At 54.0% G+C, this 22,034-nt stretch carries 27 protein-coding genes; 8 read left to right on the top strand and 19 right to left on the bottom strand.

Going from position 1 to position 22,034, the window contains the following annotated elements:
• The first annotated feature begins 88 nt into the window (after window positions 1–88).
• Together V8L70_RS16745 and gabT are read left to right on the top strand one after the other, a co-directional pair.
• Window positions 89–883, top strand: a complete 795-nt coding sequence (locus V8L70_RS16745) for an EAL domain-containing protein (RefSeq protein WP_101145784.1) — start codon at window positions 89–91, stop codon at window positions 881–883.
• Between the two features lie 149 nt (window positions 884–1,032).
• Entirely contained in the window at window positions 1,033–2,310 is a 1,278-nt protein-coding gene (gene gabT / locus V8L70_RS16740; protein WP_008958847.1) for a 4-aminobutyrate--2-oxoglutarate transaminase, read from the top strand.
• A 115-nt stretch (window positions 2,311–2,425) separates the two neighbouring features.
• On the opposite strand, the gene V8L70_RS16735 is transcribed toward gabT, so the two are convergent.
• The 5 genes from V8L70_RS16735 to V8L70_RS16715 form a co-directional block, all read right to left on the bottom strand.
• Window positions 2,426–3,073: a hypothetical protein gene (locus V8L70_RS16735; protein ID WP_101145783.1), complete on the bottom strand. Its 648-nt coding sequence runs from the start codon at window positions 3,071–3,073 to the stop codon at window positions 2,426–2,428.
• A gap of 293 nt (window positions 3,074–3,366) precedes the next feature.
• A complete protein-coding gene (locus tag V8L70_RS16730) occupies window positions 3,367–3,615 on the bottom strand; it encodes a YkoF family thiamine/hydroxymethylpyrimidine-binding protein (RefSeq protein WP_008958845.1) in 249 nt (82 codons plus the stop codon).
• A 9-nt stretch (window positions 3,616–3,624) separates the two neighbouring features.
• Complete coding sequence (locus tag V8L70_RS16725) at window positions 3,625–4,452, bottom strand: alpha/beta fold hydrolase (RefSeq protein ID WP_008958844.1); 828 nt, start codon at window positions 4,450–4,452, stop codon at window positions 3,625–3,627.
• 110 nt (window positions 4,453–4,562) lie between these two features.
• Window positions 4,563–5,609 (bottom strand): DNA polymerase IV, encoded by a 1,047-nt coding sequence (gene dinB, locus V8L70_RS16720; protein WP_101145782.1) that lies wholly within the window; start codon window positions 5,607–5,609, stop codon window positions 4,563–4,565.
• A gap of 43 nt (window positions 5,610–5,652) precedes the next feature.
• Complete coding sequence (locus V8L70_RS16715; RefSeq protein WP_232774692.1) at window positions 5,653–7,116, bottom strand: protein adenylyltransferase SelO; 1,464 nt, start codon at window positions 7,114–7,116, stop codon at window positions 5,653–5,655.
• A gap of 95 nt (window positions 7,117–7,211) precedes the next feature.
• Here V8L70_RS16715 and V8L70_RS16710 point away from each other — a divergent pair, with 95 nt between their 5' ends.
• Complete coding sequence (locus tag V8L70_RS16710; RefSeq protein ID WP_101145780.1) at window positions 7,212–7,823, top strand: DNA-3-methyladenine glycosylase; 612 nt, start codon at window positions 7,212–7,214, stop codon at window positions 7,821–7,823.
• Between the two features lie 9 nt (window positions 7,824–7,832).
• On the opposite strand, the gene V8L70_RS16705 is transcribed toward V8L70_RS16710, so the two are convergent.
• Complete coding sequence (locus V8L70_RS16705) at window positions 7,833–8,690, bottom strand: NAD-dependent protein deacetylase (protein ID WP_101145779.1); 858 nt, start codon at window positions 8,688–8,690, stop codon at window positions 7,833–7,835.
• 101 nt (window positions 8,691–8,791) lie between these two features.
• On the opposite strand from V8L70_RS16705, the gene V8L70_RS16700 reads away from it, so the two are divergent.
• Window positions 8,792–9,988 carry a UbiH/UbiF/VisC/COQ6 family ubiquinone biosynthesis hydroxylase gene (locus V8L70_RS16700; protein WP_101145778.1) on the top strand — a complete coding sequence of 399 codons (1,197 nt, stop codon included), beginning with the start codon at window positions 8,792–8,794 and terminating at the stop codon, window positions 9,986–9,988.
• Between the two features lie 138 nt (window positions 9,989–10,126).
• On the opposite strand, the gene V8L70_RS16695 is transcribed toward V8L70_RS16700, so the two are convergent.
• The 3 genes from V8L70_RS16695 to V8L70_RS16685 all read right to left on the bottom strand — a co-directional run bounded on the left by V8L70_RS16695 (window position 10,127) and on the right by V8L70_RS16685 (window position 12,059).
• A complete protein-coding gene (locus V8L70_RS16695; protein WP_198556013.1) occupies window positions 10,127–10,804 on the bottom strand; it encodes a DsbA family protein in 678 nt (225 codons plus the stop codon).
• Between the two features lie 103 nt (window positions 10,805–10,907).
• Window positions 10,908–11,822 carry a cation diffusion facilitator family transporter gene (locus V8L70_RS16690; RefSeq protein ID WP_101145776.1) on the bottom strand — a complete coding sequence of 305 codons (915 nt, stop codon included), beginning with the start codon at window positions 11,820–11,822 and terminating at the stop codon, window positions 10,908–10,910.
• Between the two features lie 111 nt (window positions 11,823–11,933).
• Window positions 11,934–12,059 (bottom strand): hypothetical protein, encoded by a 126-nt coding sequence (locus V8L70_RS16685; protein ID WP_269801092.1) that lies wholly within the window; start codon window positions 12,057–12,059, stop codon window positions 11,934–11,936.
• 125 nt (window positions 12,060–12,184) lie between these two features.
• On the opposite strand from V8L70_RS16685, the gene V8L70_RS16680 reads away from it, so the two are divergent.
• Window positions 12,185–13,381, top strand: coding sequence for an E22 family MetX-like putative esterase (locus V8L70_RS16680; protein ID WP_101145775.1), 1,197 nt, complete (start codon window positions 12,185–12,187; stop codon window positions 13,379–13,381).
• Window positions 13,382–13,649: 268 nt separating this feature from the next.
• Here the strand turns inward: V8L70_RS16680 and V8L70_RS16675 are convergent, their stop codons facing one another.
• The 7 genes from V8L70_RS16675 to V8L70_RS16645 form a co-directional block, all read right to left on the bottom strand.
• Entirely contained in the window at window positions 13,650–14,399 is a 750-nt protein-coding gene (locus V8L70_RS16675; RefSeq protein ID WP_101145774.1) for a sulfite exporter TauE/SafE family protein, read from the bottom strand.
• A gap of 46 nt (window positions 14,400–14,445) precedes the next feature.
• Complete coding sequence (locus V8L70_RS16670) at window positions 14,446–14,628, bottom strand: hypothetical protein (protein WP_232774690.1); 183 nt, start codon at window positions 14,626–14,628, stop codon at window positions 14,446–14,448.
• A gap of 69 nt (window positions 14,629–14,697) precedes the next feature.
• Complete coding sequence (locus tag V8L70_RS16665) at window positions 14,698–14,997, bottom strand: CcdB family protein (RefSeq protein WP_101145773.1); 300 nt, start codon at window positions 14,995–14,997, stop codon at window positions 14,698–14,700.
• Complete coding sequence (locus V8L70_RS16660) at window positions 14,997–15,242, bottom strand: type II toxin-antitoxin system CcdA family antitoxin (protein ID WP_101145772.1); 246 nt, start codon at window positions 15,240–15,242, stop codon at window positions 14,997–14,999. Before V8L70_RS16660 ends, V8L70_RS16665 begins: the two co-directional genes overlap by 1 nt.
• Window positions 15,243–15,409: 167 nt before the next feature.
• Entirely contained in the window at window positions 15,410–15,994 is a 585-nt protein-coding gene (locus V8L70_RS16655; RefSeq protein WP_232774688.1) for a DsbA family oxidoreductase, read from the bottom strand.
• A 467-nt stretch (window positions 15,995–16,461) separates the two neighbouring features.
• Complete coding sequence (locus tag V8L70_RS16650; RefSeq protein ID WP_101145771.1) at window positions 16,462–17,109, bottom strand: glutathione S-transferase; 648 nt, start codon at window positions 17,107–17,109, stop codon at window positions 16,462–16,464.
• Between the two features lie 186 nt (window positions 17,110–17,295).
• Window positions 17,296–17,949: a DsbA family oxidoreductase gene (locus tag V8L70_RS16645; protein ID WP_101145770.1), complete on the bottom strand. Its 654-nt coding sequence runs from the start codon at window positions 17,947–17,949 to the stop codon at window positions 17,296–17,298.
• Window positions 17,950–18,046: 97 nt separating this feature from the next.
• Here V8L70_RS16645 and vapB point away from each other — a divergent pair, with 97 nt between their 5' ends.
• From vapB to V8L70_RS16630, 3 genes are read left to right on the top strand one after another with little or no spacing between them, the layout of a single operon-like run.
• Window positions 18,047–18,277, top strand: coding sequence for a type II toxin-antitoxin system VapB family antitoxin (gene vapB / locus V8L70_RS16640; protein WP_008958832.1), 231 nt, complete (start codon window positions 18,047–18,049; stop codon window positions 18,275–18,277).
• A complete protein-coding gene (gene vapC, locus V8L70_RS16635) occupies window positions 18,277–18,675 on the top strand; it encodes a type II toxin-antitoxin system tRNA(fMet)-specific endonuclease VapC (protein WP_101145769.1) in 399 nt (132 codons plus the stop codon). The genes vapB and vapC overlap by 1 nt, the downstream gene beginning before the upstream one ends.
• A gap of 33 nt (window positions 18,676–18,708) precedes the next feature.
• Window positions 18,709–19,131, top strand: coding sequence for a hypothetical protein (locus tag V8L70_RS16630; protein WP_101145768.1), 423 nt, complete (start codon window positions 18,709–18,711; stop codon window positions 19,129–19,131).
• Window positions 19,132–19,185: 54 nt separating this feature from the next.
• On the opposite strand, the gene V8L70_RS16625 is transcribed toward V8L70_RS16630, so the two are convergent.
• The 3 genes from V8L70_RS16625 to V8L70_RS16615 all read right to left on the bottom strand — a co-directional run bounded on the left by V8L70_RS16625 (window position 19,186) and on the right by V8L70_RS16615 (window position 21,968).
• Window positions 19,186–20,148: a ribonuclease Z gene (locus V8L70_RS16625; RefSeq protein ID WP_101145767.1), complete on the bottom strand. Its 963-nt coding sequence runs from the start codon at window positions 20,146–20,148 to the stop codon at window positions 19,186–19,188.
• 526 nt (window positions 20,149–20,674) lie between these two features.
• Window positions 20,675–20,929, bottom strand: a complete 255-nt coding sequence (locus V8L70_RS16620; RefSeq protein WP_157826473.1) for a hypothetical protein — start codon at window positions 20,927–20,929, stop codon at window positions 20,675–20,677.
• A gap of 190 nt (window positions 20,930–21,119) precedes the next feature.
• On the bottom strand, window positions 21,120–21,968 hold the full coding sequence (locus V8L70_RS16615; protein ID WP_336270184.1) for a hypothetical protein: 849 nt from the start codon (window positions 21,966–21,968) through the stop codon (window positions 21,120–21,122).
• Window positions 21,969–22,034 lie beyond the last annotated feature (66 nt).

Genomic DNA, 22,034 nt, shown 5'->3' with positions numbered 1-22,034 from the left:
AAAGCGCTTCCATATAGCGTAAAGAAAGCGCTTTTTCTAATAAACGCTTTAGCGGCAATCGCCGTTACTGACACCATCAGGAGCAGCAATGAGCCAGTGCGCACGCGTTAATGGCAGCTGTAAACGCTGTGAAGGCGAATTGCCTTTTGAATTCACCATGGCTTTTCAACCGATTGTGGATTTATCACTGGCTGAAATCGTCACTTACGAGGCGCTGGTTCGCGGTATGCAAGGCGAGTCTGCTGGGAGCGTTATTTCGCAAGTCACGAGTGATTTGCTCTACCGCTTTGACCAGGCCTGCCGAGTGAAAGCAATCGAAATGGCCAGTGCACTGGGCATGCAAACCAATCTTTCGATTAACTTTTTGCCCAACGCCGTTTACGAACCCGAAGCCTGTATACAGGCAACGCTAGAAGTATCAAAGCGGGTGGGCTGGCCAACGAACCGGCTCATTTTTGAAATCACCGAAACCGAGCGTGTCCGCGACCGCCAGCACCTATGCAATATCATTGATGCCTATCGCTCGATGGGTTTCAAAACGGCACTCGATGACTTTGGCAACGGTTACGCCAACCTGGATCTGCTCACTGACTTAACCCCTGACACGCTCAAAATCGATCGTGAATTAGTGATGCACTGCGATAGCGACCCACGCCGCCAAGCACTGTTGAACGCCATCATTTTACTCGCCCAAGAGCTCGACATGGGACTGATCGCCGAAGGCGTAGAAACCCGAGCCGAGGCATTGTGGCTGGCCCGGGCCGGTATTGTCCGTCAGCAGGGCTTTTATTTTGCCAGGCCCGCAGTGAACGCCCTTAGCGGCGACTTGACGGAGCACCTTCAAGAGTTGCGCCTAGCTGTTAAAACGCTAAACAGGGCTTAATTCTTCCGTTATCGTTAGGACAGCCCGCAACCGCTATGTAGCAAGGTTGTCATTGCATCGTCACCCATGTAAGTAACGCTATTAGGCACTATGCTTACAGATACGCACTATGCTGAAAGAACATCTCTCATCAATCTAGGAAGTAAGCCATGAGCAGCAATGCCGAACTGAACGAGTTGAAACACAAATATGTCGCTGCTGGCGCTGCTAGCCCCGCAACGGCATTCGCCGACCGCGCTGAAAATTCTGAAATCTGGGACGTTGACGGCAACCGCTTCATCGACTTTGCAGGCGGCATTGGCGTACTTAACGTGGGCCACCGCCACCCGAAAGTAGTCGCGGCGGTAAAAGCCCAGCTTGATAAGCTGATGCACACCTGCCAGACGGTCATGCCTTATGAAGGCTATGTCAAAGTCGCTGAAAAACTCAGCCAGATCGTGCCTGTTCGTGGCCACGCCAAGGTCATGCTGGCTAACTCGGGCGCTGAAGCGCTGGAAAACGCCGTCAAGATCGCCCGCGCAGCCACCGGCCGTTCCAACGTTATCTGCTTTGACGGCGGCTACCACGGCCGTACCTTCTTCACCATGGCCATGAACGGCAAGGTAGCGCCTTACCAGAGCGACTTCGGCCCGATGCCGGGCACCGTCTTCCGAGCCCCTTACCCAGTGCCCTACCACGGCGTTAGCGAAGATGAAGCCATTCGTGGCCTTAAGATGACGCTAAAAACCGATGCCAACCCCAAAGATACCGCAGCCATCGTGCTTGAGCCGGTACTAGGTGAAGGCGGTTTCTACCCAGCCTCTACCAGCTTCCTGACCAAGATCCGTGAAATCTGCGATGAGCACGGCATCCTGATGATCATCGACGAAGTGCAGTCAGGCTTTGGCCGTACCGGCAAAATGTTTGCCATCGAACACAGCGGCGTTGAACCGGACATCATGACCATGGCCAAGAGTATGGCCGACGGCATGCCGATCTCCGCGATTGTCGGTACCGACAAAGTCATGGACGCATCAGGCCCTAACTCACTGGGCGGCACTTACACCGGTAGCCCCACCGCCTGTGCCGCAGCGCTGGCCGTGATGGAAGTGTTTGAAGAAGAGAATATTCTGGAGAAGAGCCAAGCGCTGGGCGACAAGCTGGCGAAGCGCTTCAACGAGTGGGCGGGCAAGTTTGACTGCATCGATAATGTGCGCAATATGGGCTCGATGGCCGCATTTGAGTTGGTATCGAACAAAGCAGATCACACGCCTAATGCTGAGCTGGCGGCGGCGCTGTGCAAGAAAGCCCGTGAAGAGGGCTTGATCCTGCTGTCATGCGGCATGTACGGCAACACCATCCGCTTCCTGATGCCCGTCACTATTCAAGACGACGTACTCAACGAAGGGCTGGATATCATCGAGTCCTGCCTGGAATCGTTGACCTAAGCATTATCAATATTCAAACATACGCCGCCCAATTGGGCGGCGTTTTTGTCTAGCCAGCTTTTGTCTAATCTATGCGGCTATCGCCTCATTTAAAAAAACGTCAAACCTGACAACATCACTTGAATAAAGGCGCTAGCTGATTCAACTTTCCAACCTGATAAAGATCATGCATATAAGCATCCACTTTAGAGATCAAGTAGTTCAAGAACACAATAAAAAATATCATAGACATAATCATCGAAGGTTGATTAATCCACTCTAAAATCGACACACTAACTTCATAGTGAATGGTGTAGATACTCATGGCCGCCAATAATTGAATCAACCCGCAGTTAGCAATGACGGCGACTATAAAAAAGCTTCTCAGGTTAATGGAAGGCAGCCCTGTCTTGAAGCAAAGAGCATGGCGAGCGCTTGTACTACCCCTCCCCTTTTTGCTCGACGAATTTAAAACCAAACCATTTTTACGCCTTAAAAGCGGCACTCCATAAATCTCCCGCCCCTCTTTAGAAAAAGCAATCCGCAATGCTGCCACATTAAAATCATTACCGAATATATCAACAGCCGCTTTATCAAGAAGGGAGGCATCTTGATTTTCAACTGCTCTCTTTTCGTGGACGCTAAGCTTTTCGAACTGCCTGTTTTTCTTACCCGAAAGTTTGGCGCTATCATATGTATTAATATTGAAATGCATTTGATAGATTTGATACCAAGAAATCGTCACTCCCACCAAAATCATCAAAAAAACAAGCGCTGTTAACATGATGATATCCTCGCCCCATGACTTATGTAGTTTAATGATAACTTATCTAACCCGCTTACCAACGAGTAGGCCCTAAAAAACGCGTCTCGTTGGTGTATGCAATCGAAGGGTCATCTCAAGCGATGATAGGCAGGACAGCGCGACTACCTGCAACAGGCGACTATGACCACCATTGGCGAAAGCTCCGCCAGGGCCGGTTTTTCCGCAACCCAACAGTTTCGCCACTGTGGGCGCTTAAGCGATGGGCACGGCTGATCCCGCACAGAGCTTCCGTCGCAGCGACCTCGGCTCAGTTACCGAGGCCGACGGTCACCTTCCAAAAAGTTAGCCGTAAATACCGCTTTACCATGGGTCTCAAACGACCACTTCATCACATCGCTTAATGCTGCCATTACCTCATCGAACTCGCCAAATACCTGAGTGCTCATGCGGTTCGGGTGCACTTCCAGTCCCGTCGCCTCCAGGCGTTTCACCACCTCTTTGACTACCGGCTTGAAGTCATCGGCCAGCGGGTAATAGCTAAGTTGTACGGAAAGGTACATAACGCCTCCTTACGCTGTATGAGAAGTCTGTCTGGCGTTGGCGATACGTTGCCAGGCAGTCAAAATGGCGGCACGCGTCTCATCCGGGTGCTCCATCGGGAACATGTGCGTACCGGGAACCTCGCTCACCGATAACCCCTTTCGCCGCAAGCGTTTGATGCGCGACGCCGTCAGCAAGTGGGATTCGTTACCCGCCACCAGCTCTAGCGGCACGCCAAGCCGCTGCGGCAAGCGCGAAAGGTGATCCGGCAGATGGCGGAAAATCTCCACCTCAATGCTAGGATCAAAGGTCAGCTCAGCGCTGCCGTCGTCTAACAAGCGCGTCCCTGCTTCAATGTAGTCGTTGAGTGCTTGGGGGGTAAAGCGCTTAAACAGTCCCCGACGTCCCAGTGAACTCGCCATTACCTCACGGCTGGGCCATACACTTCGACGCCCCAGGGTTTTACCGGCAGGTGTAATTCGGTCAATAAAGCCAAACCGCTTGGCCGCTTTCATCGCCCAGGCATCCGACCCCAGCATAAGCGGTGGGTCGAGCATGATCACCCCACAAAAGCGCTCGGGCTGCTTGTCGGCGGCCATGGCCATCAAAGTGCCGCCCAGCGAGTGTCCCACGCCCAGCAGCGGTTTATCACTCTGCGGCAGGTAGCTCAGCAGCTCATCCACCAGATTGCCCCAGTTATGATTCACCGGATAATCCGGATGATGACCCAGACGATCCAGCGGGTGGAGATCAAACATCTCTGCCAGCGGGTTCAGCAGGCTGCGGTAGCTTAACCCTGGAAAACCATTGGCGTGGGCAAACACTAAACGGGGGCGTGAAGCGGCATCAGCAGACATGGCGGAGCTCGTGGGTGACCAAACGGAAAAATGAACAACTCAAACTATCATACGTCTGTTTTAGCGCGCCCCTGCCACGGGGTCAATCAGGCGAAGGGTTAACAGGCTAATTAAAACAGCGGGAGTTGGTGTTCCTGCGTATTTTCCGCCAGCCGATACCCCACACCCAGCAGGCGCACGGGGCGCTCGCCACGGGACCAGCCGATATTGAGTAAGGTTTCAAACTGAGCAAGATTGGGCGCTGGGTCGGCGTGTTCGACCGTGGTTTGAGTAAAGTCGTTGAATTTTACTTTGACGATGAGGCCGCGCACCGCCAGTGGCGGGTCTAGACGCGCATAGCGGCGCTCCAGATCTTCGATCAGCGCGGGTAGTTCTCGGTGACAGGCATCGAGGTTGGGTAAATCCTGGGCGTAGGTCTGCTCGGTGCTGACCGATTTGCGCTCCCGGTGGGTTTTCACCGGGCGCTCGTCCCGCCCCCAGCTTAGCTCATGCAGCCGCCGCCCAAAGCGGCCAAAGTGCTCGACCAGGTCGGTCAGCGTGCGGGTGCGCAGGTCAGCGCAGGTATGAATATCCAGCCCCGCTAACTTCTCAGCCGTACGCGGGCCCACCCCATGGATTTTCTTGACCGGCAGCTGTTGTACGAAGCTATCGACCTTATCCGGCGTAATCACACACAGGCCGTCGGGTTTGTTCCAGTCGCTGGCAATTTTGGCCAGAAACTTGTTGGGCGCGACGCCCGCTGAAACGGTGATCCCCACTTCTCGGCTAACCCGTTCCCGGATCGCTTCAGCCATAAGTGTCGCGCTGCCGCGGTGCTGGGTGACCTCCGAGACATCCAGAAAGGCCTCATCCAGGGAGAGGGGTTCGATCAGTTCAGTCACATCGCGATAAATGGCGAAGACCTGGCGGGCGACCTCTTTGTATTTGGCCATCTCACCGCGAATCACGGTGAGGTGCGGGCAACGCTTGAGTGCCTGGCCCATGGGCATGGCCGAATGAATACCAAACTCGCGGGCGGGATAGTTGCAGGTGGCCACCACCCCGCGCTGCTCGACGCTGCCACCAATCGCAATCGGGATATCCCGCAGCGCGGGGTTATCGCGCATTTCCACTGCTGCATAAAAGCAGTCACAGTCGCAGTGAATGATTTTGCGCACCGGCTACCCTTCTACCTGTAAAAAACCACAGTTTATCACAGCATCAGGTGCCGCAGAATGTCCTTAGCACCTGCTCATTTTCCGTGGCGGGCGCTGCTAAACGGCGCGCTTCAACGGAGTCATCGAATGGCTGGGTGACGACCGCTAACAGCGTATGAAAAGGCACAAAATCACCGTCGTAAGCGGCATCGATGACCTCTTGAACCCGGTGGTTGCGGGGAATAATGACCGGGTTGGCCCGACGCATGGCGGCAAAACGCTCGCTATCCTGACTGGCTACCTGCGCTTGCTGCCAGGTATCTAGCCAGGCGGTTAGCTCATTAGGCTGAGTCGTTAGCGCCAGTAGCGCCTCGCGGTGTTCATCATTCGGCGAGGAAGCGTATTGCGTGAGCGCATCAAAAGCGGCGGTCATATCCATCCGCCCCTGGTGCATCTGGCTTTCTAGGCCTTCCATTAGGGCTTCGGCTTGGGGGCTTTCCGCCGCTAAACCGAGTTTATCGGCGTGCAGGCGGAGTTGTTCTGCACTAAACAGCGTATCGAAGCGGCGAATGGCATTGGTGGCCTGCTCTACCACCGTCTCGCCCTCTTCACGCATCAGCGGCAGCAACGTTTCGGCAAAGCGGGCCAGGTTCCACTGGGCAATCGCTGGCTGGTTGGCAAAGGCGTAGCGGCGGCCTTGATCGATGGAGCTGTACACCTTCTGGGGGTCGAACTGCTCCATAAAGGCACAGGGGCCGTAATCGATGGTTTCACCGGCAATGCTGCAGTTATCGGTATTCATCACACCATGGATAAAGCCGACGCTCATCCAGCGGGCAATCAGCACGGCCTGGCGGGCGACCACCGCCTCCAGCAGCGCCATATAGGGGTCTTCCGCATTGGCGGCTTCCGGATAGTGGCGCGCAATCACATGATCCGCCAGGGCTTTGAGCAACGCTTCATCCCGCTGTGCAGCGGCAAACTGAAAGGTGCCCACGCGAATATGGCTGCTCGCCACGCGGGTAAAGACGGCGCCGGGCTCGGCCATTTGCCGCACTACGCGCTCGCCGCTGGTGACGGCCGCAAGGGCTCGGGTGGTGGGAATGCCCATCGCCGCCATGAACTCACTCACCAGATACTCACGCAGCACCGGGCCTAGCGGTGAACGACCATCGCCACCGCGGGAAAACGGCGTGCGGCCGCTGCCCTTTAGCTGCACATCGCGGCGAATGCCGACCTGGTCGATCACTTCGCCCAGCAGCAACGCACGGCCATCGCCTAGTTGTGGCACGAAGTTGCCGAACTGGTGGCCTGCGTAACCTAACGCGCCCGGCTTGGCATCCGGCATGGGCTGGTTGCCGCTAAACCACTCGGCGAGCGTGGCGGGATCAGGTATCTCTTGAGCGCCCAGCTCATGGGCAAGCGGCGCATTGAATGCGATCAGCTCTGGGCTAGCGACGGGTGTTGCTTGGGTGGCGACCCAGAGGGGTTCAGGTAAGGTGGAGTAGAGATGTTCGAATGGCAGCACGATAGGCTCCGCTTTTAGTGGCAATGACTAATGTCTATCCTTAGCTAATACCCTAGCATTCTACTCAACTAAACGCCGAGACGATGTTGCCAAACATGCCAAATGTTAAAAACAGCGAGCTGACGCCACTTCCAAGGGATTTTTATAACCGCGACACGCTTGAAGTGGCTCGAGCCATGCTCGGCTGCTGGCTGGTGCGCGAGCATAACGGCGAGCAGATGGCGGCAAGAATTGTCGAAACCGAGGCTTATTGCGGCGCGGAAGACTCGGCCTGCCATGCTCACCGTCGCCGCTCACCGCGCACAGAAGCGATGTTCGGCCCCGCTGGCCACGCCTACGTGTATCTGGTTTACGGCATGCACTGGCTACTGAACGTAGTGACCGAGCCGGAAGGCTCGCCCTGCGCGGTATTGATTCGTGCTGTTGAGCCCACGGCCAACGAGGCCGCCATGCGAGCTATTCGTCAGGCAACGGGCAAACAACTCAGCAATGGCCCCGGCAAGCTCACGCGCGCTTTAACGATTGATAAAGCGCTGTATGGCCATGATATGACCCAGGGTGAAAAGCTGTGGATTAGCGCAGCAACCCACGACGCCTCGATCGTCAGTGGGCCCCGTGTAGGCATCGATTACGCCCAGCCCGAGCACCGTGATGCACCCTGGCGGCTCTGGTTGGAAGATAATGCATGGGTATCGAAAGCACGCTAATAGCGATCTTTAAGAGGGCTGCAAACAGCGAACGGCCTGTTCAAGCACCGGCGTTAACGGCGCGCGCCACTGATGAGTCAACAGCGCGTCCGCCCTTGTGACGCCAAGCGACAGCGACGCTAGCGGCATTCCCCGTTCATGGGCGGCGCGGCAGAAGCGGTAACCGGAAAACACCATCAACGAGGTGCCCACGGCCAGCACAGCATCCGCCTCGGCTAGCGCTACCTGGGCTGCCAGCCGCCGTTCGGCAGGGACTACATCGCCGTAGAACACCACATCGGGCTTTAAGATACCGCTACAGCGCGGGCAGTCGAAAATGCGGAAACTGCTAAAGTCGGTTTCCAGGTCGGCGTCGCCATCCGGGGCATGGCCTGCCTGCAAACCAGTAAAGCTCGGATTCATGCGCGCCATTTCGGCATGCATGGCGTGGCGCATCATTTGATAGTCGCACACCATGCACTTCACCATGTCCGCACGGCCATGTAGGTCGATCACCCGTCGGGAACCGGCGCGTTGATGCAGGCGATCCACGTTTTGAGTGACCAGCTGTTGGATGTAGCCCCGCGACTCCAGCGCGGCCAGCGCACGGTGCGCACCACTCGCCTGGGCTTCGCGCAAGGCGCTAAAGCCGATCAGCGCACGCGCCCAGTAGCGCTGACGAACATGATGAGAACTCATAAAGTCGCCATGCTGCACCGGCGGCGGGCGCTTCCACTGCCCATCCGCACCCCGATAGTCCGGAATGCCGCTGTCGGTACTTACGCCCGCACCGGTAATCACCCACAGTTTGGGGTGCTGCTGGATAAACGCTGCCAGCTCCTCACCCGCCTGGGCAACGCTATTTACTATTTCCACGGCCTGCGTCAATCGTTCACCTCTAGGCAATCTTGCTCAAACTCAACGATACTGTATGACAACCAACGCCTGCGCAATGCACAACGGCACCTCATTATTTTAAGGAGCATATGATGCAACAGTCTGAGCAACGTTCTGGGCAGCACGACCATGATGTCATCATTGTCGGCGGCGGCATGGTCGGCGCCGCGCTGGCGGCGCGCTTGGGCCAAACCGGCTTTTCTGTAGGGCTGGTGGAACAGGGCGATGCCCCCACTCCGCCCAGCGGCGATTATGACCTGCGCATCTCATCGCTCAATGCGCGCTCGCTGGCATTTATCAAGGCAAGCGGCACCACTCTGCCGGAAGAGCGTAGCTGCCCGTTTCGCCATATCGATGTTTCCAACCAGGATGGCACCGGCCACTCTCTGTTTTCCGCTGAAGATAGCGGAATGGAAGACTTCGGCATCTTTATCGAAAATCGCACCCTGCAGTATGCGCTATGGCAACGCCTGGAACAGCTGCCCAGCGTTACCTGCTACACCCAGTGCGCGCCGTTAAGCACCGTCTCGGCGACGAACAGCCGACTACTGGAGCTGGATAACGGCAAAACCCTAAGCGCCCGCCTGATTGTCGGCGCCGACGGGGCAACATCGACGCTGCGTTCGCTGGCCGGCATTAGCGTGACCCGCTATGACTACCATCAGCGGGCGATGATCATTAACGTGGAAACCGAACTGCCCCAGCAGGATGTCAGTTGGCAGGTGTTTACCCCCACCGGCCCGCTGGCCATGCTGCCGCTTCCCGGCCAGCGCGCCTCCCTGGTGTGGTATGACCGCGACGAAACCACCAAAGCCCGCGAACAGCTCGACGATGACGCACTGAAAGCGGCCATCGAAATGGCCTTTCCCAAGCGCCTGGGCAAAATCACTCGCATCGTGGCGCGGGCTAGTTTTCCCATCAAGCGCCAACACGCTCAGCGCTATATCGGCAAGCGCCTGGCGCTGATTGGCGATGCCGCCCACGTGGTGCATCCGTTGGCAGGCCAGGGGTTGAATATCGGCCTTCACGACGCCGACACCCTGGCCGAGATCATCGTCAAAGGTCGCGACCCAGGTGACCCGATTGACCTACTGCGCTTCGAGTGCCAGCGCCGCGTCGCCAACCAGGCCATGATCGCTGCCACCGACAGCTTTCACCACCTGTTTACCGGTGCCAAGCCGCTGCGCCAGCTAGGCGATCTAAGCCTGCAAATTGCCGAGCGCTTCCCGTTCGCCAAACGCATGATGATGCAACAAGCCAACGGCTTGAATCCGTTTAAAATGCGCTGAGTCTCGTTTGGGCCGACACCGCTTTACATGCAAACTGCCAAAACGGCAGGCCAAGTAACCGACGATGGCATTAGCTTCAGCCGCGAGGACGGCCCACAGCTTCTCCGCCCGGGTGACGGCGAAGCCACCGGCGCTGCATCACTGGCCATCCTCTGCTTCAGAGGTCGCCTGTACGTGTCTCTCTACGGCATCAATCAGCGCTTGCATACCAAAGGGGTCTAAAGGTTCGCCATTGATGAAAAAGGTCGGTGTTTGGCGAATCTGGTTTGTCCTGACATCCGCCATGTCTTGGTCGATCACCGCCTGTACGTCAGCAGAGGTAAGTTGTTCCTCGGCAGCCGCTCGATCAAGACCCGCTTCGCTGGCGATTTCCAGGATAGCGGATTCATCAAAACTGCCATGAGATGCCCACTGCTCCTGGCGAGCCAGCAGTGCTTCCAGTACCGGTTCGAACACTCCCTGACGACGCGCGACTTCCAACACACGAATGGCCTTATCAGATACGTCGCCGTGGAAAGGCGTGTAGCGCACGATTAGCCGCACTTTTTCCGGATAGGTTTCCAGAATACGTTTGGTAAGTGGGTAGAAGGCGCGGCAGGCTTCGCAGGCCGGGTCTAAAAACTCAACAATCGTCACTGGCGCGTCTGCTTGCCCCAGGATTGGGGAGTGTGAACGCACCAAGGAACTCTCGGCCTGGGCACCATTCTCACTGGCCGCCTCAGCTTGCATATCCAAGAGTGCAGGTTTTGATACCATCACGATGGCAGCCGTTAGCATCAACGTACCCGCAAGCATAAAAGACGTTTTTTTGAACATTTTTCTCTCTCTGTTTCAAAGGTGTAGTTAAAAAGCCAGATCGGGACGCTACGGCATTTAGCCAAATGGTAAATAGACATCTAAACGAGCGTGCTTTGGCCTGTTACTCATGCCCATAAAGGTTGGCATCCTGATGCGCGTGATCAATATGCTCAAACTCCAAGCTGGAATGGACAATGTTGAAGCGCTTTTTTAGCTGATCTTTGATCGCTGCTTTCACTGATTCAAGCCGCTGCCAACCTGCTTCCGTCATGACCACGTGGCAATCAAGGGCGGCCGCATTTTCCTGCATCTGCCACAGGTGCACATGATGAATATCCTGGACACCCTCGATGCTTCGTACGGTTTCAATGACGCCTTGCCCGTCAATGTCAGGCGGAGATCCCAGCATCAGCGTGCGGATAGGGCCACCAATTTCTGAGAAGGCAAGGTAAAGAATATACAGCGCAATCCCTATCGTAATGGCGGGATCTACCCAACGCATGTCATACAGCAAAATCAGTGAACCGCCGATAATCACGGCGATGGAGGCAAACGCATCCGATAAGTTGTGCAGAAACAGAGCGCGTATATTGACACTCTCTTTTTGCATCGACCAAGTGAGCATGGCGGTAAGTGCATCGATGACAAGCGCGACCCCACCAATGATAACGATGATCCAACCCTGTATCTCAGGGGGATGGATCATGCGCATAGCGCCTTCGTAAATCAGATAGACGCCGACGATAATGAGCGTGGTGTAGTTAATGAGTGCTGCCACTATCTCGATGCGGCCATAGCCAAAGGTCATGTGCGCATCGGCGGGCCGTCTTGCGATTTTGCGGGCGGCAAAGGCAATGACGAGCGCTGCCATGTCAGAAAAATTATGCAGCGCATCAGCGATAAGCGATAGGCTTCCCGACAGAATGCCACCGACGATTTGGGCGATGGTTAACAGACCATTGGCCCAAATTGAAATGCTGACACGCCGGTCGCCAGAGGCCGGATCAATGTGGGCATGATCATGATGATGTCCCATCTGTTAACCTCATTCGGATTATTCATTCCCTTCACTATAAAACCTCTAGCCACTAAAGCTTCAACCCTTGAGTATTGTCTATTTGCACCGCTCCGGTGGGGTAACGCTTGCCTAGATACTGGCGTAGCGATCGAGCTGCAACTGCTCCGCAAATTGATTGATCATCTTGGTTAGATTGGCAAAGGTGGGTAAATCCGGTGCCACTACGTGATACCTATAGGCAAGCGCCTCAATCACATCGCACCACATTTACGAGGGGGCAGCGAATCCGTTTAAAATGCGCTAGAACCGACTACGCTGAGAAGGCAGCGGCTCACTGTCGCCAATAACAACCACAATAACCTCTCATCTAAGGATCGCTTATGGCGCTTATACAACGGCACCCTCTGCTCACTGCCTCGGCCGTGATCGGTATCAGCCTAGTGGCCTCTTCATCGCTAATGGCCTGGGATGGCGTGGTCGAAAAACAGACCTTCGAGATGGAAAACTTCACGACCCAAGGGGGCATGACCATTCCCGAGGTCACCGTGGGCTGGGAAGCCTACGGCGAGCTCAATGACGCCCGCGATAACGTCATTCTAATCACCCACTTCTTCTCAGGCACCAGCCATGCGGCTGGCCGCTATGAGGAAGATGGGCAGCCGACCGGCTACTGGGATGCCATCATTGGCCCTGGCAAACCACTGGATACCGATGAGTACTACATCATCTCCTCGGATACCCTGGTCAACCTCGGTGCCAATGACCCCAACGTCACCACCACCGGGCCCGCTTCTATCAACCCCGATACCGGCGAGCCCTGGGGGATGGACTTCCCGGTCGTCACCATTCGAGACTTTGTCGAGGTTCAGCGCGAGCTGTTAGAGAGCCAAGGGATTGAATCACTGCATGCGGTGATGGGTGCCTCAATGGGCGCGCTACAGGCCATCGAGTGGGCCAGCGACTACCCTGACCGAGTCGAACGACTAATCTCTGTGATTGGCGGCGGCGTTGCCGACCCATGGCTGCTGGCAACCCTAAGCGCCTGGGCAGCGCCCATTAGACTGGATGCCAACTGGAACAAAGGCGACTACTACGATGGCGAGCCGCCCACCGACGGTCTAAAAGAAGCGCTGAAACTGGTCACCCTCAACGCCAACCACTGGCAGTGGGCCAACGAGACGTTTAATCGCGACTGGGCCGACGAAGCGCGCGACCCCGCGCAGGATATCAACGCCCGCTACGCGATTGAACAAACGCTGGATGAGGTCGCCGCTGCCCGTGCTGCCACATCCGATGCCAATCACCTGCTCTATCTGGTGCGTGCCAACCAAACCTTTATGGCAGGCCACGGCGACTCGTTAGAGGCAGGACTTGCCGCCATCGAAGCACCGACTCTGATGCTGTATAGCGAAAACGATCTCGTCTTCGCGCCCCAAGGCGTGCGCCGTACCGCCGAGCTGATTGAAGCAGACGGCACCGACGTGACGATTGAAACCCTGGAAGGCAACCGAGGCCACTTGGATGGCGTGCTATCCATTGACCAGGCGAGTGATACGTTGCGGGCGTTTTTGCGTTAAGTGATATTCAGCGCTGGCTTTAGGTAAAAGCCAGCGCTTGATTCTGGTGTCGTCTTAACCACTTAGGCTTTGTACGAAAACTGCCTGCACTCGTCTATACGGCGTTAAAAATCATCTCGTGCGCGAGTCCGATCAAAATGCTCATTTACACCCTGTAAACTCGCACGCGAGCCCGGTCCGTTTTTCGTTGATTTTTGCCTTGTCTAGCCATCGCTCGCCGACTTTTCGTACAAACCCTAGTGCGCCCACTATTGGTTTTGAAAGGCACTTAAAGCTTCTGAAGCGTATTAACAATAATGTAAGCACCCAGAATCAGAAGTGAAATGAAGAATACCTTGCGGAACATCTGCTCGGATAAGCGTTCTCTAATTCGCTGGCCAATCACCATGCCAGCGAGCGCGGGCAACACCGCCACTGCCGACATTACGCCCGTTTGGAGTGTCAAAAAATTGGCCTGTTGCAGCGCCGCCGCGAGAGCCACCGTGGAGACCATAAATAGCATGCCCATCGCTTGAATCAGCATATTCTTCGGAAGGCCAATGGCCTGAAGAAACATCACGCCCGGTACCGCAAATGACCCCGTCATCCCGGTAAGCACACCATTCGCCGAGCCGATTAACGGCCCTGCCCAAACCTCATGGCGGCTGGGTACAACAATCTTGATCCCGGCCAGGTTCACGACAGCGTAAATAATCAGCAAACTGCCCAGGAGCGCCGTCAGATACGTGAGATTGACGCGAGTCAGTGCGGCCGCACCAATCCAGACAGTAAGAGTCGCCATCGCCAGAAATGGCCAAATGCGAGCCAAGATGGCTCTTGCGTTCCCGCCCACCGTTGACTGCCAAATGTTCGTAACAAATGAGGGAATAAGCATTAGCGCCATGGCCGTTGGCAGATCCAGCGCGACGGTAAGCAGCGCTAAGCTAACTGGCGGGAGTCCAAGGCCAATGACGCCCTTGACGCTTCCCGCAATCAAGAATGTGCCCGCCACTATTAGCAGGGATGCGAAATCAACCATGTCTGCCTCCGATACATTGACACTAGCAATATATCGGATAGCCCACTCAGTCGCAGCAGATTAAAGGGTGTGGGCCTTTAGCGCGCTGGTCGCTGGCATCTTTCTTGAGCATCGCCTCAGCATACTGCTGATGCCTTGCATTCCTGTCCTCAATATCGGTCGCTCGCCGCAGCTCTCCCGCATCAAATGCGTCCAGAATATCCTGCTCTTCTTTATTTAATCGACTCATTTTGAACGTCCCAAATAGGCTTTGGATGCTTTCCAGGGTACGCCCGAGAGCCTTCCGACAAGCTCAACCTTAAAATCCCAAAAACAGCATATCCAACGCCGCAGAAATTTCGTCTTGCTGCTCAGCAAGACTACCCGCAATAAAACGCAATTCGCTTTCAGGCACAGCAGCCATGTACTGAGTCGCCATGACAACCTCTTGGCCCTTAACGTTGAACACCGGGTTTAGCCTCTGTGCAGGAGACGGTGCCGAGGATTTGGGCAGCAGTGGCACGACCACTCGAGTGTTCAAGCCACTGAGAAGCTCTGTCTGAACATCCAGCAGATAGCCATCCCCACCCTTATTTTCAAAGATATCGAAACGGGCCATTAGAACTGACGGTGCCGTGCAAGAGGCAACCCATTCGCTTCAACGTATGCATTCGAGCTTGCAAGGGCGTTGGCATTATCCTCCAACCACTGCTTCTGCTTATGCAGCTTCACCGCCTCCACAATCCCTGCCTCTGCTGATCGTGAAACATTGATTCCCAGCGCTTTAGCCTCTTTGAGAAGGGCACTATCTAGCGATAGGTTCGTCGGCTTGCGCATGGATTTGGTTACTTCGGCGGCTTGCATGATTCACTCCTCGCACATAACAATGCACTTACTATATGCGCATACTTATAGCACAGCAATTTGCTATTCTAGTGGCTAATGGACAAGCAAGACTGCCTGGTAGTGAAATCAGGTGAAGGCTATTGCCGCGACTAACCTGCTCGGTGATCACTAAAGAGCGACGGACGTTAGCGGCTAGCGTTTTCCTCGGCCACCTGACGAAGCGCATCGACCAACACGTCAGCGGGCTGGGCACCTGAAATCAGGTAGCGTCCATCTAGAATAAATGCGGGAACGGCGTTTACCCCTGCCTCCATGAATCGCTGCTCTGCCGCGCGCACTTCGTCCGCGTACTGATCGGAGCGGGCGATGGCTTCGGCGGTGTCGCCATCCAGCCCAACCTCAATGGCCTTCTCCCCCAGAACCGCTGGATCGGCGGGGTTTTTCGCCTCACCGAAGTAGGCCTCGAATAGTGCCAGCTGCAGGGCTGTCTCTTGGTGTTGCGTTCCGGCCCACGCCAGCACGCGGTGAGCAGCAAAGGTATTGTTCGCCCGACGCTCCAGAGCACCACGGAAATTCAGCCCAAGCTCTTCGGCCACCTCCATAATCTCGCGCTGAGACTGCTCCATGCTGGCCGCGTCTTTGCCGTACTTGCGGCATAAGTGCTCCAGGATTGGCTCTCCCTCGGGCGCCATATCCCGGTTGAGCTCAAAAGGCTGCCAGACCAGCTCAACGTCGATCTCGCCATTGAGTGTCTCTAACGCTTGCTCCAAGCGTCGGTAGCCGATTGCTCACCACGGGCAGGCGACATTGGTACTAGGTCGACTCTTACCTTTTATGCCTTTTGGGTGGCCGGCGAAGATGTGCAGAAAACGATTCTCGTAAAAGCTGGGGGCAGCCGGGACATGCCTCAGCCTGGGAAGATGAAGCGGTTAATAAACCGGTATATGGCTTTTATCGTAATACATTAGCGACTCTTGAAAGAGCCTGGGTGCGGCCACGCCACAACGGCTACATGGACTTTCAAGCCGAAGGGTCAAGCATTTTGGCCACAGGGCTACAAGCCGGGCATCCCGCAAAGAGAATTATAAAACAGCTTAATGCAGCTTATGCCCAAAACAGGTAAGGCAATCGCAGACACTGGGATGGCGTGCTACCCATCGACCAAGCGAGTGATACGCTGCGGGCGTTTATGCAGAAAGGAAGAAACCCGACTAGAAATTAATAGGTAGCGCTATGTTTACGAAGGGAAAACTACCACGTCATCCCCCTCTTGCCATGGCTGAAACTTGGTCATGGCCTGCAGAAAGAAGGCGTGCTCCAACCAGTCTTCTAACCACCGCTGCAGGTGCGGGTAAGGTAGGCTATAAAAAACATCGCGATCTACATGGGCGAATTGGCGGATAAAAGGCATGATGCCAATATCAGCAATGGTCGCGTTATCCCCCAGAAGATAAGGCTTTTGAGTCAGATGCTCCTCTAAAACCTGTAAAAAAGTCTCACCCCGTTGCCGATATTCTGCCTGAGTCATTTCGAGATGTCGGTCGGCATATTTATAACGATCCAGCCAATGTTTAAATTCATTATCGTTTTGGTCGATCAGGGCATTGGCCTGATCCCTAACCTTCGCATCTAACAGCCCCTGCGGATCTTGTTGCTCAAGCGACCACACCATTATTTCTCGGCTCTCTTCGATCACGGTACCATCAAAAAGCTGTAAAACAGGCACAGTACCTTTCGGGCTAATCGCTAGCATCTGGGCCGGTTTGTTTTTCAATATGACCTCCCGCAGCTCCACCTTTAACTCAGCAAACAACGTGCCGAGACGGGCACGCATGGCATAGGGACAGCGACGAAAAGAGTAAAGGCGATGAAGTGATGTCGTCATGGGCATTTTTCACAGTTGAATTGAAATCAGTAGGCTCGGCGTCTCTGGTTTCAGTGGTTACCTCATTTTACGGTTAATCTCTGTTTAAGATTACCGATCAATGGGTCGGAACATGATCCGGTGTAGAAAGTCTATTTTTGGATCTCAGCAAAAACGAGTCGGCTCGGTGACCACTAAGGCTTGACGTTAGCCGTTCGCGCTTTCCTCAGCCACCTGACGAAGCGCATCGACCAGCACATTGGCGGGCTGGGCGCCAGAAATCAGGTAGCGGCCATCTAGGATTATGGCTGGCACGGCGATTACCCCTGCGTCCATAAAGCGCTGTTCTGCCTCACGTACTTCATCTGCATATTGATCAGAGCGGGCGATGGCCTCGGCGGTGTCGCCGTCAAGTCCCACCTCAGTGGCCTTCTCGCGAAGTACTTCTGGGTCGGCCGGGTTTTTCGCTTCACCAAAATAAGCCTCGAACAATGCCAACTGCAGGGCCGTCTCTTGATTTTGCGTTCCGGCCCATGCCAACACGCGGTGGGCAGCGAAAGTATTGTTCGCTCGACGCTCAAGAGCACCGTGGAAATTCAGCCCAAGCTCTTCGGCGGCGGCCATGATCTCGCGCTGGGACTGCTCCATGCTGGCAGCATCCTTACCGTACTTGCGGCATAAGTGCTCAAGGATCGGCTCGCCCTCGGGCGGCATATCGCGGTTCAGCTCAAAAGGCTGCCAGACCAGCTCGACGTCGATCTCGCCATCAAGTGTCTCTAACGCCTGCTCTAAGCGCCGGTAGCCAATCGCGCACCACGGGCAGGCTACATCGGATACTAGGTCAATTTTTACCTTTTGCATTTGTATATCCCTTTGACATATCCCAAAATTCGATCAAACTAAAGAAAGTATGTTACGCGTATAGATTGAGTAACGGCAGTACTTAAAGGAGACAGCCATGGAAAAAGCAGCGGTGTTTAAAAGTAACCGCAGTCAAGCGGTGCGCATGCCGAAATCCCTCGCGCTGCCTGAGAACGTTACACGTGTTGATGTTATTGCCTTGGGTCGCGCGCGCTTAATTACCCCCGTAGGTGAGGCGTGGGACAGCTGGTTTGATGGCCAAAGTGTCACTGCAGACTTTATGAGTGAACGTGAGCAGCCAAACGAACAGGAACGAGAGGCGCTTTGATGCTTAAGTACATGCTTGACACCAATATCTGCATTTTCACCATCAAACATAAACCTCCCCATGTTCGTGAGACCTTTAACCAGCATAGCGACCAGCTCTGCATCAGCACAGTGACACTCATGGAGTTGGTGTATGGTGCTGAGAAGTCCGCTTCTCCCGAGAAAAACTTGGGTGTGATAGAAGGATTTGCGGCGCGGCTGGAAGTTCTCGATTACGACCCCAGTGCCGCTTACCACAGTGGCCAGCTGCGTAGCGAGCTGGCCAAAGCGGGCACACCCATCGGCCCATACGATCAGATGATTGCCGGGCATGCTCGTTCAAGAGGCCTGATTCTGGTAACCAATAATCTAGGGGAGTTTAGTCGCGTCCCAGGGCTTCGAGTAGAGGATTGGATTTAGACGGCCATTCACCCCCAGCAGGTATCACTACTCATGATCAAAACAGCGTTAGCTCTAAGCACCCTATTACTTATCAGCGGGTGCGCCCAAAACAGCAACACCGCCGCATCAGGCACGCCGGACCCAGGTACATCAACCGAGCAAAACCAGCCCCACCACCACATGACCGACCAATGGGTCGGCCGATGGATTGGCGTTGAAGGATTATTCCTGGAAATCAGCAAGGACGAGTCTGCAGGACCGGGCCACTATCTGCTTGAAATGCAGTACGGCCTGGATGCCGACCAAATCGGCACCTTCGAAGGGCAGGCCACCGCCGAGGGCATTCGCTTCAACCGAGGGGACGGCCCACAGCTGCTTAGTGCGGGCGACGGCGAAGCCACTGGCATGAAGTGGCTATTGGAAAAGGAAGACTGCTTGGTAGTCGCAACAGGTGAAGGCTATTGCCGCGACTGACCTGCGCGAATGACCTACGTGGAAAGCACTCAAGGAGCGGCGGGATGAAAGCAGTTATTCACTCGCCACTTCAGCAAAGTGGCCCGCTTTATCCAGGGTGTATTCGCTAAAATCCTGCGCCAAATAAAGCGAGCCTGAATAGGCGTTCTCGGCCTCTTTGCGGATATCTTCGATGGAGGGCGTCGCATTGGGGTTGAACTGGTAACGCGGGCTAAAGTGCGTCAGCACCAGGTTGGGCAGTTGAACCGATTCGGCAAACGCGGCGACAAGCTTGGCGTAGCTATGCCCCACATCACCGGCCTTCTGGGCCATCTCTTCGGTGTAAGTGGCTTCATGCACCAGTACTTGTGCGCCCGAACACGCATCAAACAACAAATCAGGCCGGTCATTGTCCCCAGCGATCACCACTTTTCTCGGCTTATGTTTGAAGATCAAGTAGTCATGGCTTTTTAAAAGCTCACCCGCAAACTCAACATCCAACCCTTGCTTCAACTGCCCCCACAACGGCCCTCTCGGAATGCCCTTCTGCGCTAATTTATCCACGTCCAAGGCGGCGTCGACTTTTGTCTCCGTAAACCCATAAGCATAGGACGGCGCCCTGTGTGAAAGCCTGAATGTGGTAACCGCGATGCTCTCAAACTCAACGCTTGGCAGCTCGTTCGAGTCGATAAATTCCAAGGCGAAGGGCAAGCCTAACTGTGTGGCCTCGCAGGTAGCTTCCAGCCATTCCTTTATGCCTGCAGGTGCCACAATGGTAAGCGGCGCTTTCCGGCCACCCATTCCTGCACTCGCCAGTATGCCCGGCAGCCCATAGCAGTGATCGCCGTGCACGTGGGTAATAAAGATGGCTTTCAATGAATGGAACGACAGCTTGGTATGTAAGACCTGATGCTGAGTGCCCTCACCGCAATCGATCAGGTACCAGCCCTTACCTTTGCTCTCTCGTAAAGCGATCCCGGAGACGTTTCTGCTTTTGGTGGGCACACCGGCGGAGGTGCCGAGGAAGAGTAGATTCATAGCGTGCCTGCTCTCTTTTATGTACTGACTTGGGGAAAAGGATGGTGGATTACAAACCGGCTAAATTTAAGCAGTAGTTTATTTGCGATAATGATTAGGGGTAAGTTTATGTAGTTGAGGACTACCTATCTCTTCCAAGCTTGGCTGACGCACTTGAGGTTAAAGCATTAGCGCTCCTAGCTCATACCGCTTGTAGCACAACTCCTTGGAGTAGAGCCGAAGGCGCAATAGAAAGGGGGGGCGCGCCAGCATTTGTTATGCATGATTGACTAAATATTCGTACCCATCGCTAGTGACTGAATATTGACCAATTACATTGCTGGAGATTAATCCCTCCAACTAAGTTTGGTTCAAGTAACGCTCGAGCTTGAGGCGATGAATATCGGTGATATCCTGAAATATTGACAACGTCCATTCGATCGTATGGCTTCTTTCAAACACTTTCGCTATAGTTGTCATTGCACCCTTCAGGCCACCTGCTGTCTGATCATGCTTTGAACCGTGAAGTGGTATTACTTGCATGAGCTTAAAAGTTACCCTGACTCATCGGTTGATAGTCTAACGTACATCCTGCAGGCGAAAGGCGATGCTTATTAATTAAGTCATTTTGATGATGATCTTCTTTTATGTGCTTGTCATACACTGCGTGGATTAGCTCTAGCCTTTTTCCATAAACATTTTGATTAATAAAAACCTGATTTAAAAGTTCTTTACTCGGACAACCTATTGTCATTTGGCCAAAAAGGCCATCATGGTCAGAACCATCAATCATTCTATACATAAAAACTTTTCTCGATACTTTTTGGAGCTAATGCTCGCAACACCGGAAAACTTTAAGTGAAGAGAAAATTTTTCCGAGTGATTGCGTTTTTTATACGCAATCACCACCATTTCCATATTCGGGAAAAGCGAAAATACAAATTATTCGATTCTTTATGGTATTCCTATATTTAAAATTTCATACTTTGCTTTCATTGTGCCTGGCTAGACACTTGATTATTAATTATCCCCAAGTACATTGGCTGTTCAAAGCCAGAGAATTCCGGCTGCCACTCTATGTCATCCTCTGCTGCGTTATAGTGATACTCTGTGGTCGAGAAAACGACCTGAGCACGATTTTTTTTGCAGATATTTTTTAACCTAGCGATAAATGCTGCAAAATCCTTAGTTTCAATATCATGCTGCCGTGGCGTATCAAATATTAGGAATTCTACGGAGGTGCATCCCATGGAAATAAACAGTTCAAAGAAGGCAGCTCTGAGAGCAAGAACTGACCGCAAAAGCGTACTACCACTGAATTGAGATAATTTTTCCTTTCCAAACAGAACATTAAAATCAGCGTCGACAGTAATGTCTCTTGAAACGTTCTTCGTACTGAGAACATCAAGCCATTCAATAATCTTTTTACGATAGGAATTTCTGAATTCGAGAATTCTGATATCATTCGAACCCGCACCTCCTTCAAAAGAGGAGATATCGCCTTGAAGGCCCCTGCGCCTATTCAAGAGCTGAACGTAATCCTGTTTCTCAGACTCGATCCTTTCCATTACTTCTTTTTTGCCTTGTCGATCAACAATTGATCGCGTTAAGGCACTTATTGCAGATATCAAAGATGTTGTTTGGGAACCCCCTTCTTCTTTCGTCAAACTCGATTCGAGCGAGACAATTTCTTCATCGAGCTTTCTTAAGCTTGATGAATATTCACCAACTCTGATTTCTTGAAATTTAGTATTCCTATCTAAGTCTTTGATTTGATCGCGAAGATATGCGTATTCCGGCGAACGTGACCGGTCATTCCGGTGATCGTGACCGATTTGCACACGGCCTTCACGCTGGAGAGAGTTTTGTACGCTGAGCGGTCACGATGGGTCAACCGATTCCGTTTT

Source organism: Vreelandella arctica (assembly GCF_037070215.1).
In the GTDB taxonomy this organism is placed as follows: domain Bacteria; phylum Pseudomonadota; class Gammaproteobacteria; order Pseudomonadales; family Halomonadaceae; genus Vreelandella; species Vreelandella arctica.
Note: the sequence above shows the minus strand (reverse complement) of the source record. Positions and strands in the feature narration are given on the sequence as shown.

Coding starts and splice junctions, on each gene's coding strand:
- V8L70_RS16745 (WP_101145784.1), top strand. CDS start 89: ATGAGCCAGTGCGCACGCGTTAATGGCAGCTGTAAACGCTGTGAAGGC.
- gabT (WP_008958847.1), top strand. CDS start 1,033: ATGAGCAGCAATGCCGAACTGAACGAGTTGAAACACAAATATGTCGCT.
- V8L70_RS16735 (WP_101145783.1), bottom strand. CDS start 3,073: ATGTTAACAGCGCTTGTTTTTTTGATGATTTTGGTGGGAGTGACGATT.
- V8L70_RS16730 (WP_008958845.1), bottom strand. CDS start 3,615: ATGTACCTTTCCGTACAACTTAGCTATTACCCGCTGGCCGATGACTTC.
- V8L70_RS16725 (WP_008958844.1), bottom strand. CDS start 4,452: ATGTCTGCTGATGCCGCTTCACGCCCCCGTTTAGTGTTTGCCCACGCC.
- V8L70_RS16710 (WP_101145780.1), top strand. CDS start 7,212: ATGCCAAATGTTAAAAACAGCGAGCTGACGCCACTTCCAAGGGATTTT.
- V8L70_RS16700 (WP_101145778.1), top strand. CDS start 8,792: ATGCAACAGTCTGAGCAACGTTCTGGGCAGCACGACCATGATGTCATC.
- V8L70_RS16695 (WP_198556013.1), bottom strand. CDS start 10,804: ATGTTCAAAAAAACGTCTTTTATGCTTGCGGGTACGTTGATGCTAACG.
- V8L70_RS16690 (WP_101145776.1), bottom strand. CDS start 11,822: ATGGGACATCATCATGATCATGCCCACATTGATCCGGCCTCTGGCGAC.
- V8L70_RS16680 (WP_101145775.1), top strand. CDS start 12,185: ATGGCGCTTATACAACGGCACCCTCTGCTCACTGCCTCGGCCGTGATC.
- V8L70_RS16675 (WP_101145774.1), bottom strand. CDS start 14,399: ATGGTTGATTTCGCATCCCTGCTAATAGTGGCGGGCACATTCTTGATT.
- V8L70_RS16670 (WP_232774690.1), bottom strand. CDS start 14,628: ATGAGTCGATTAAATAAAGAAGAGCAGGATATTCTGGACGCATTTGAT.
- V8L70_RS16665 (WP_101145773.1), bottom strand. CDS start 14,997: ATGGCCCGTTTCGATATCTTTGAAAATAAGGGTGGGGATGGCTATCTG.
- V8L70_RS16660 (WP_101145772.1), bottom strand. CDS start 15,242: ATGCAAGCCGCCGAAGTAACCAAATCCATGCGCAAGCCGACGAACCTA.
- V8L70_RS16650 (WP_101145771.1), bottom strand. CDS start 17,109: ATGACGACATCACTTCATCGCCTTTACTCTTTTCGTCGCTGTCCCTAT.
- V8L70_RS16645 (WP_101145770.1), bottom strand. CDS start 17,949: ATGCAAAAGGTAAAAATTGACCTAGTATCCGATGTAGCCTGCCCGTGG.
- vapB (WP_008958832.1), top strand. CDS start 18,047: ATGGAAAAAGCAGCGGTGTTTAAAAGTAACCGCAGTCAAGCGGTGCGC.
- vapC (WP_101145769.1), top strand. CDS start 18,277: ATGCTTAAGTACATGCTTGACACCAATATCTGCATTTTCACCATCAAA.
- V8L70_RS16630 (WP_101145768.1), top strand. CDS start 18,709: ATGATCAAAACAGCGTTAGCTCTAAGCACCCTATTACTTATCAGCGGG.
- V8L70_RS16625 (WP_101145767.1), bottom strand. CDS start 20,148: ATGAATCTACTCTTCCTCGGCACCTCCGCCGGTGTGCCCACCAAAAGC.
- V8L70_RS16620 (WP_157826473.1), bottom strand. CDS start 20,929: ATGTATAGAATGATTGATGGTTCTGACCATGATGGCCTTTTTGGCCAA.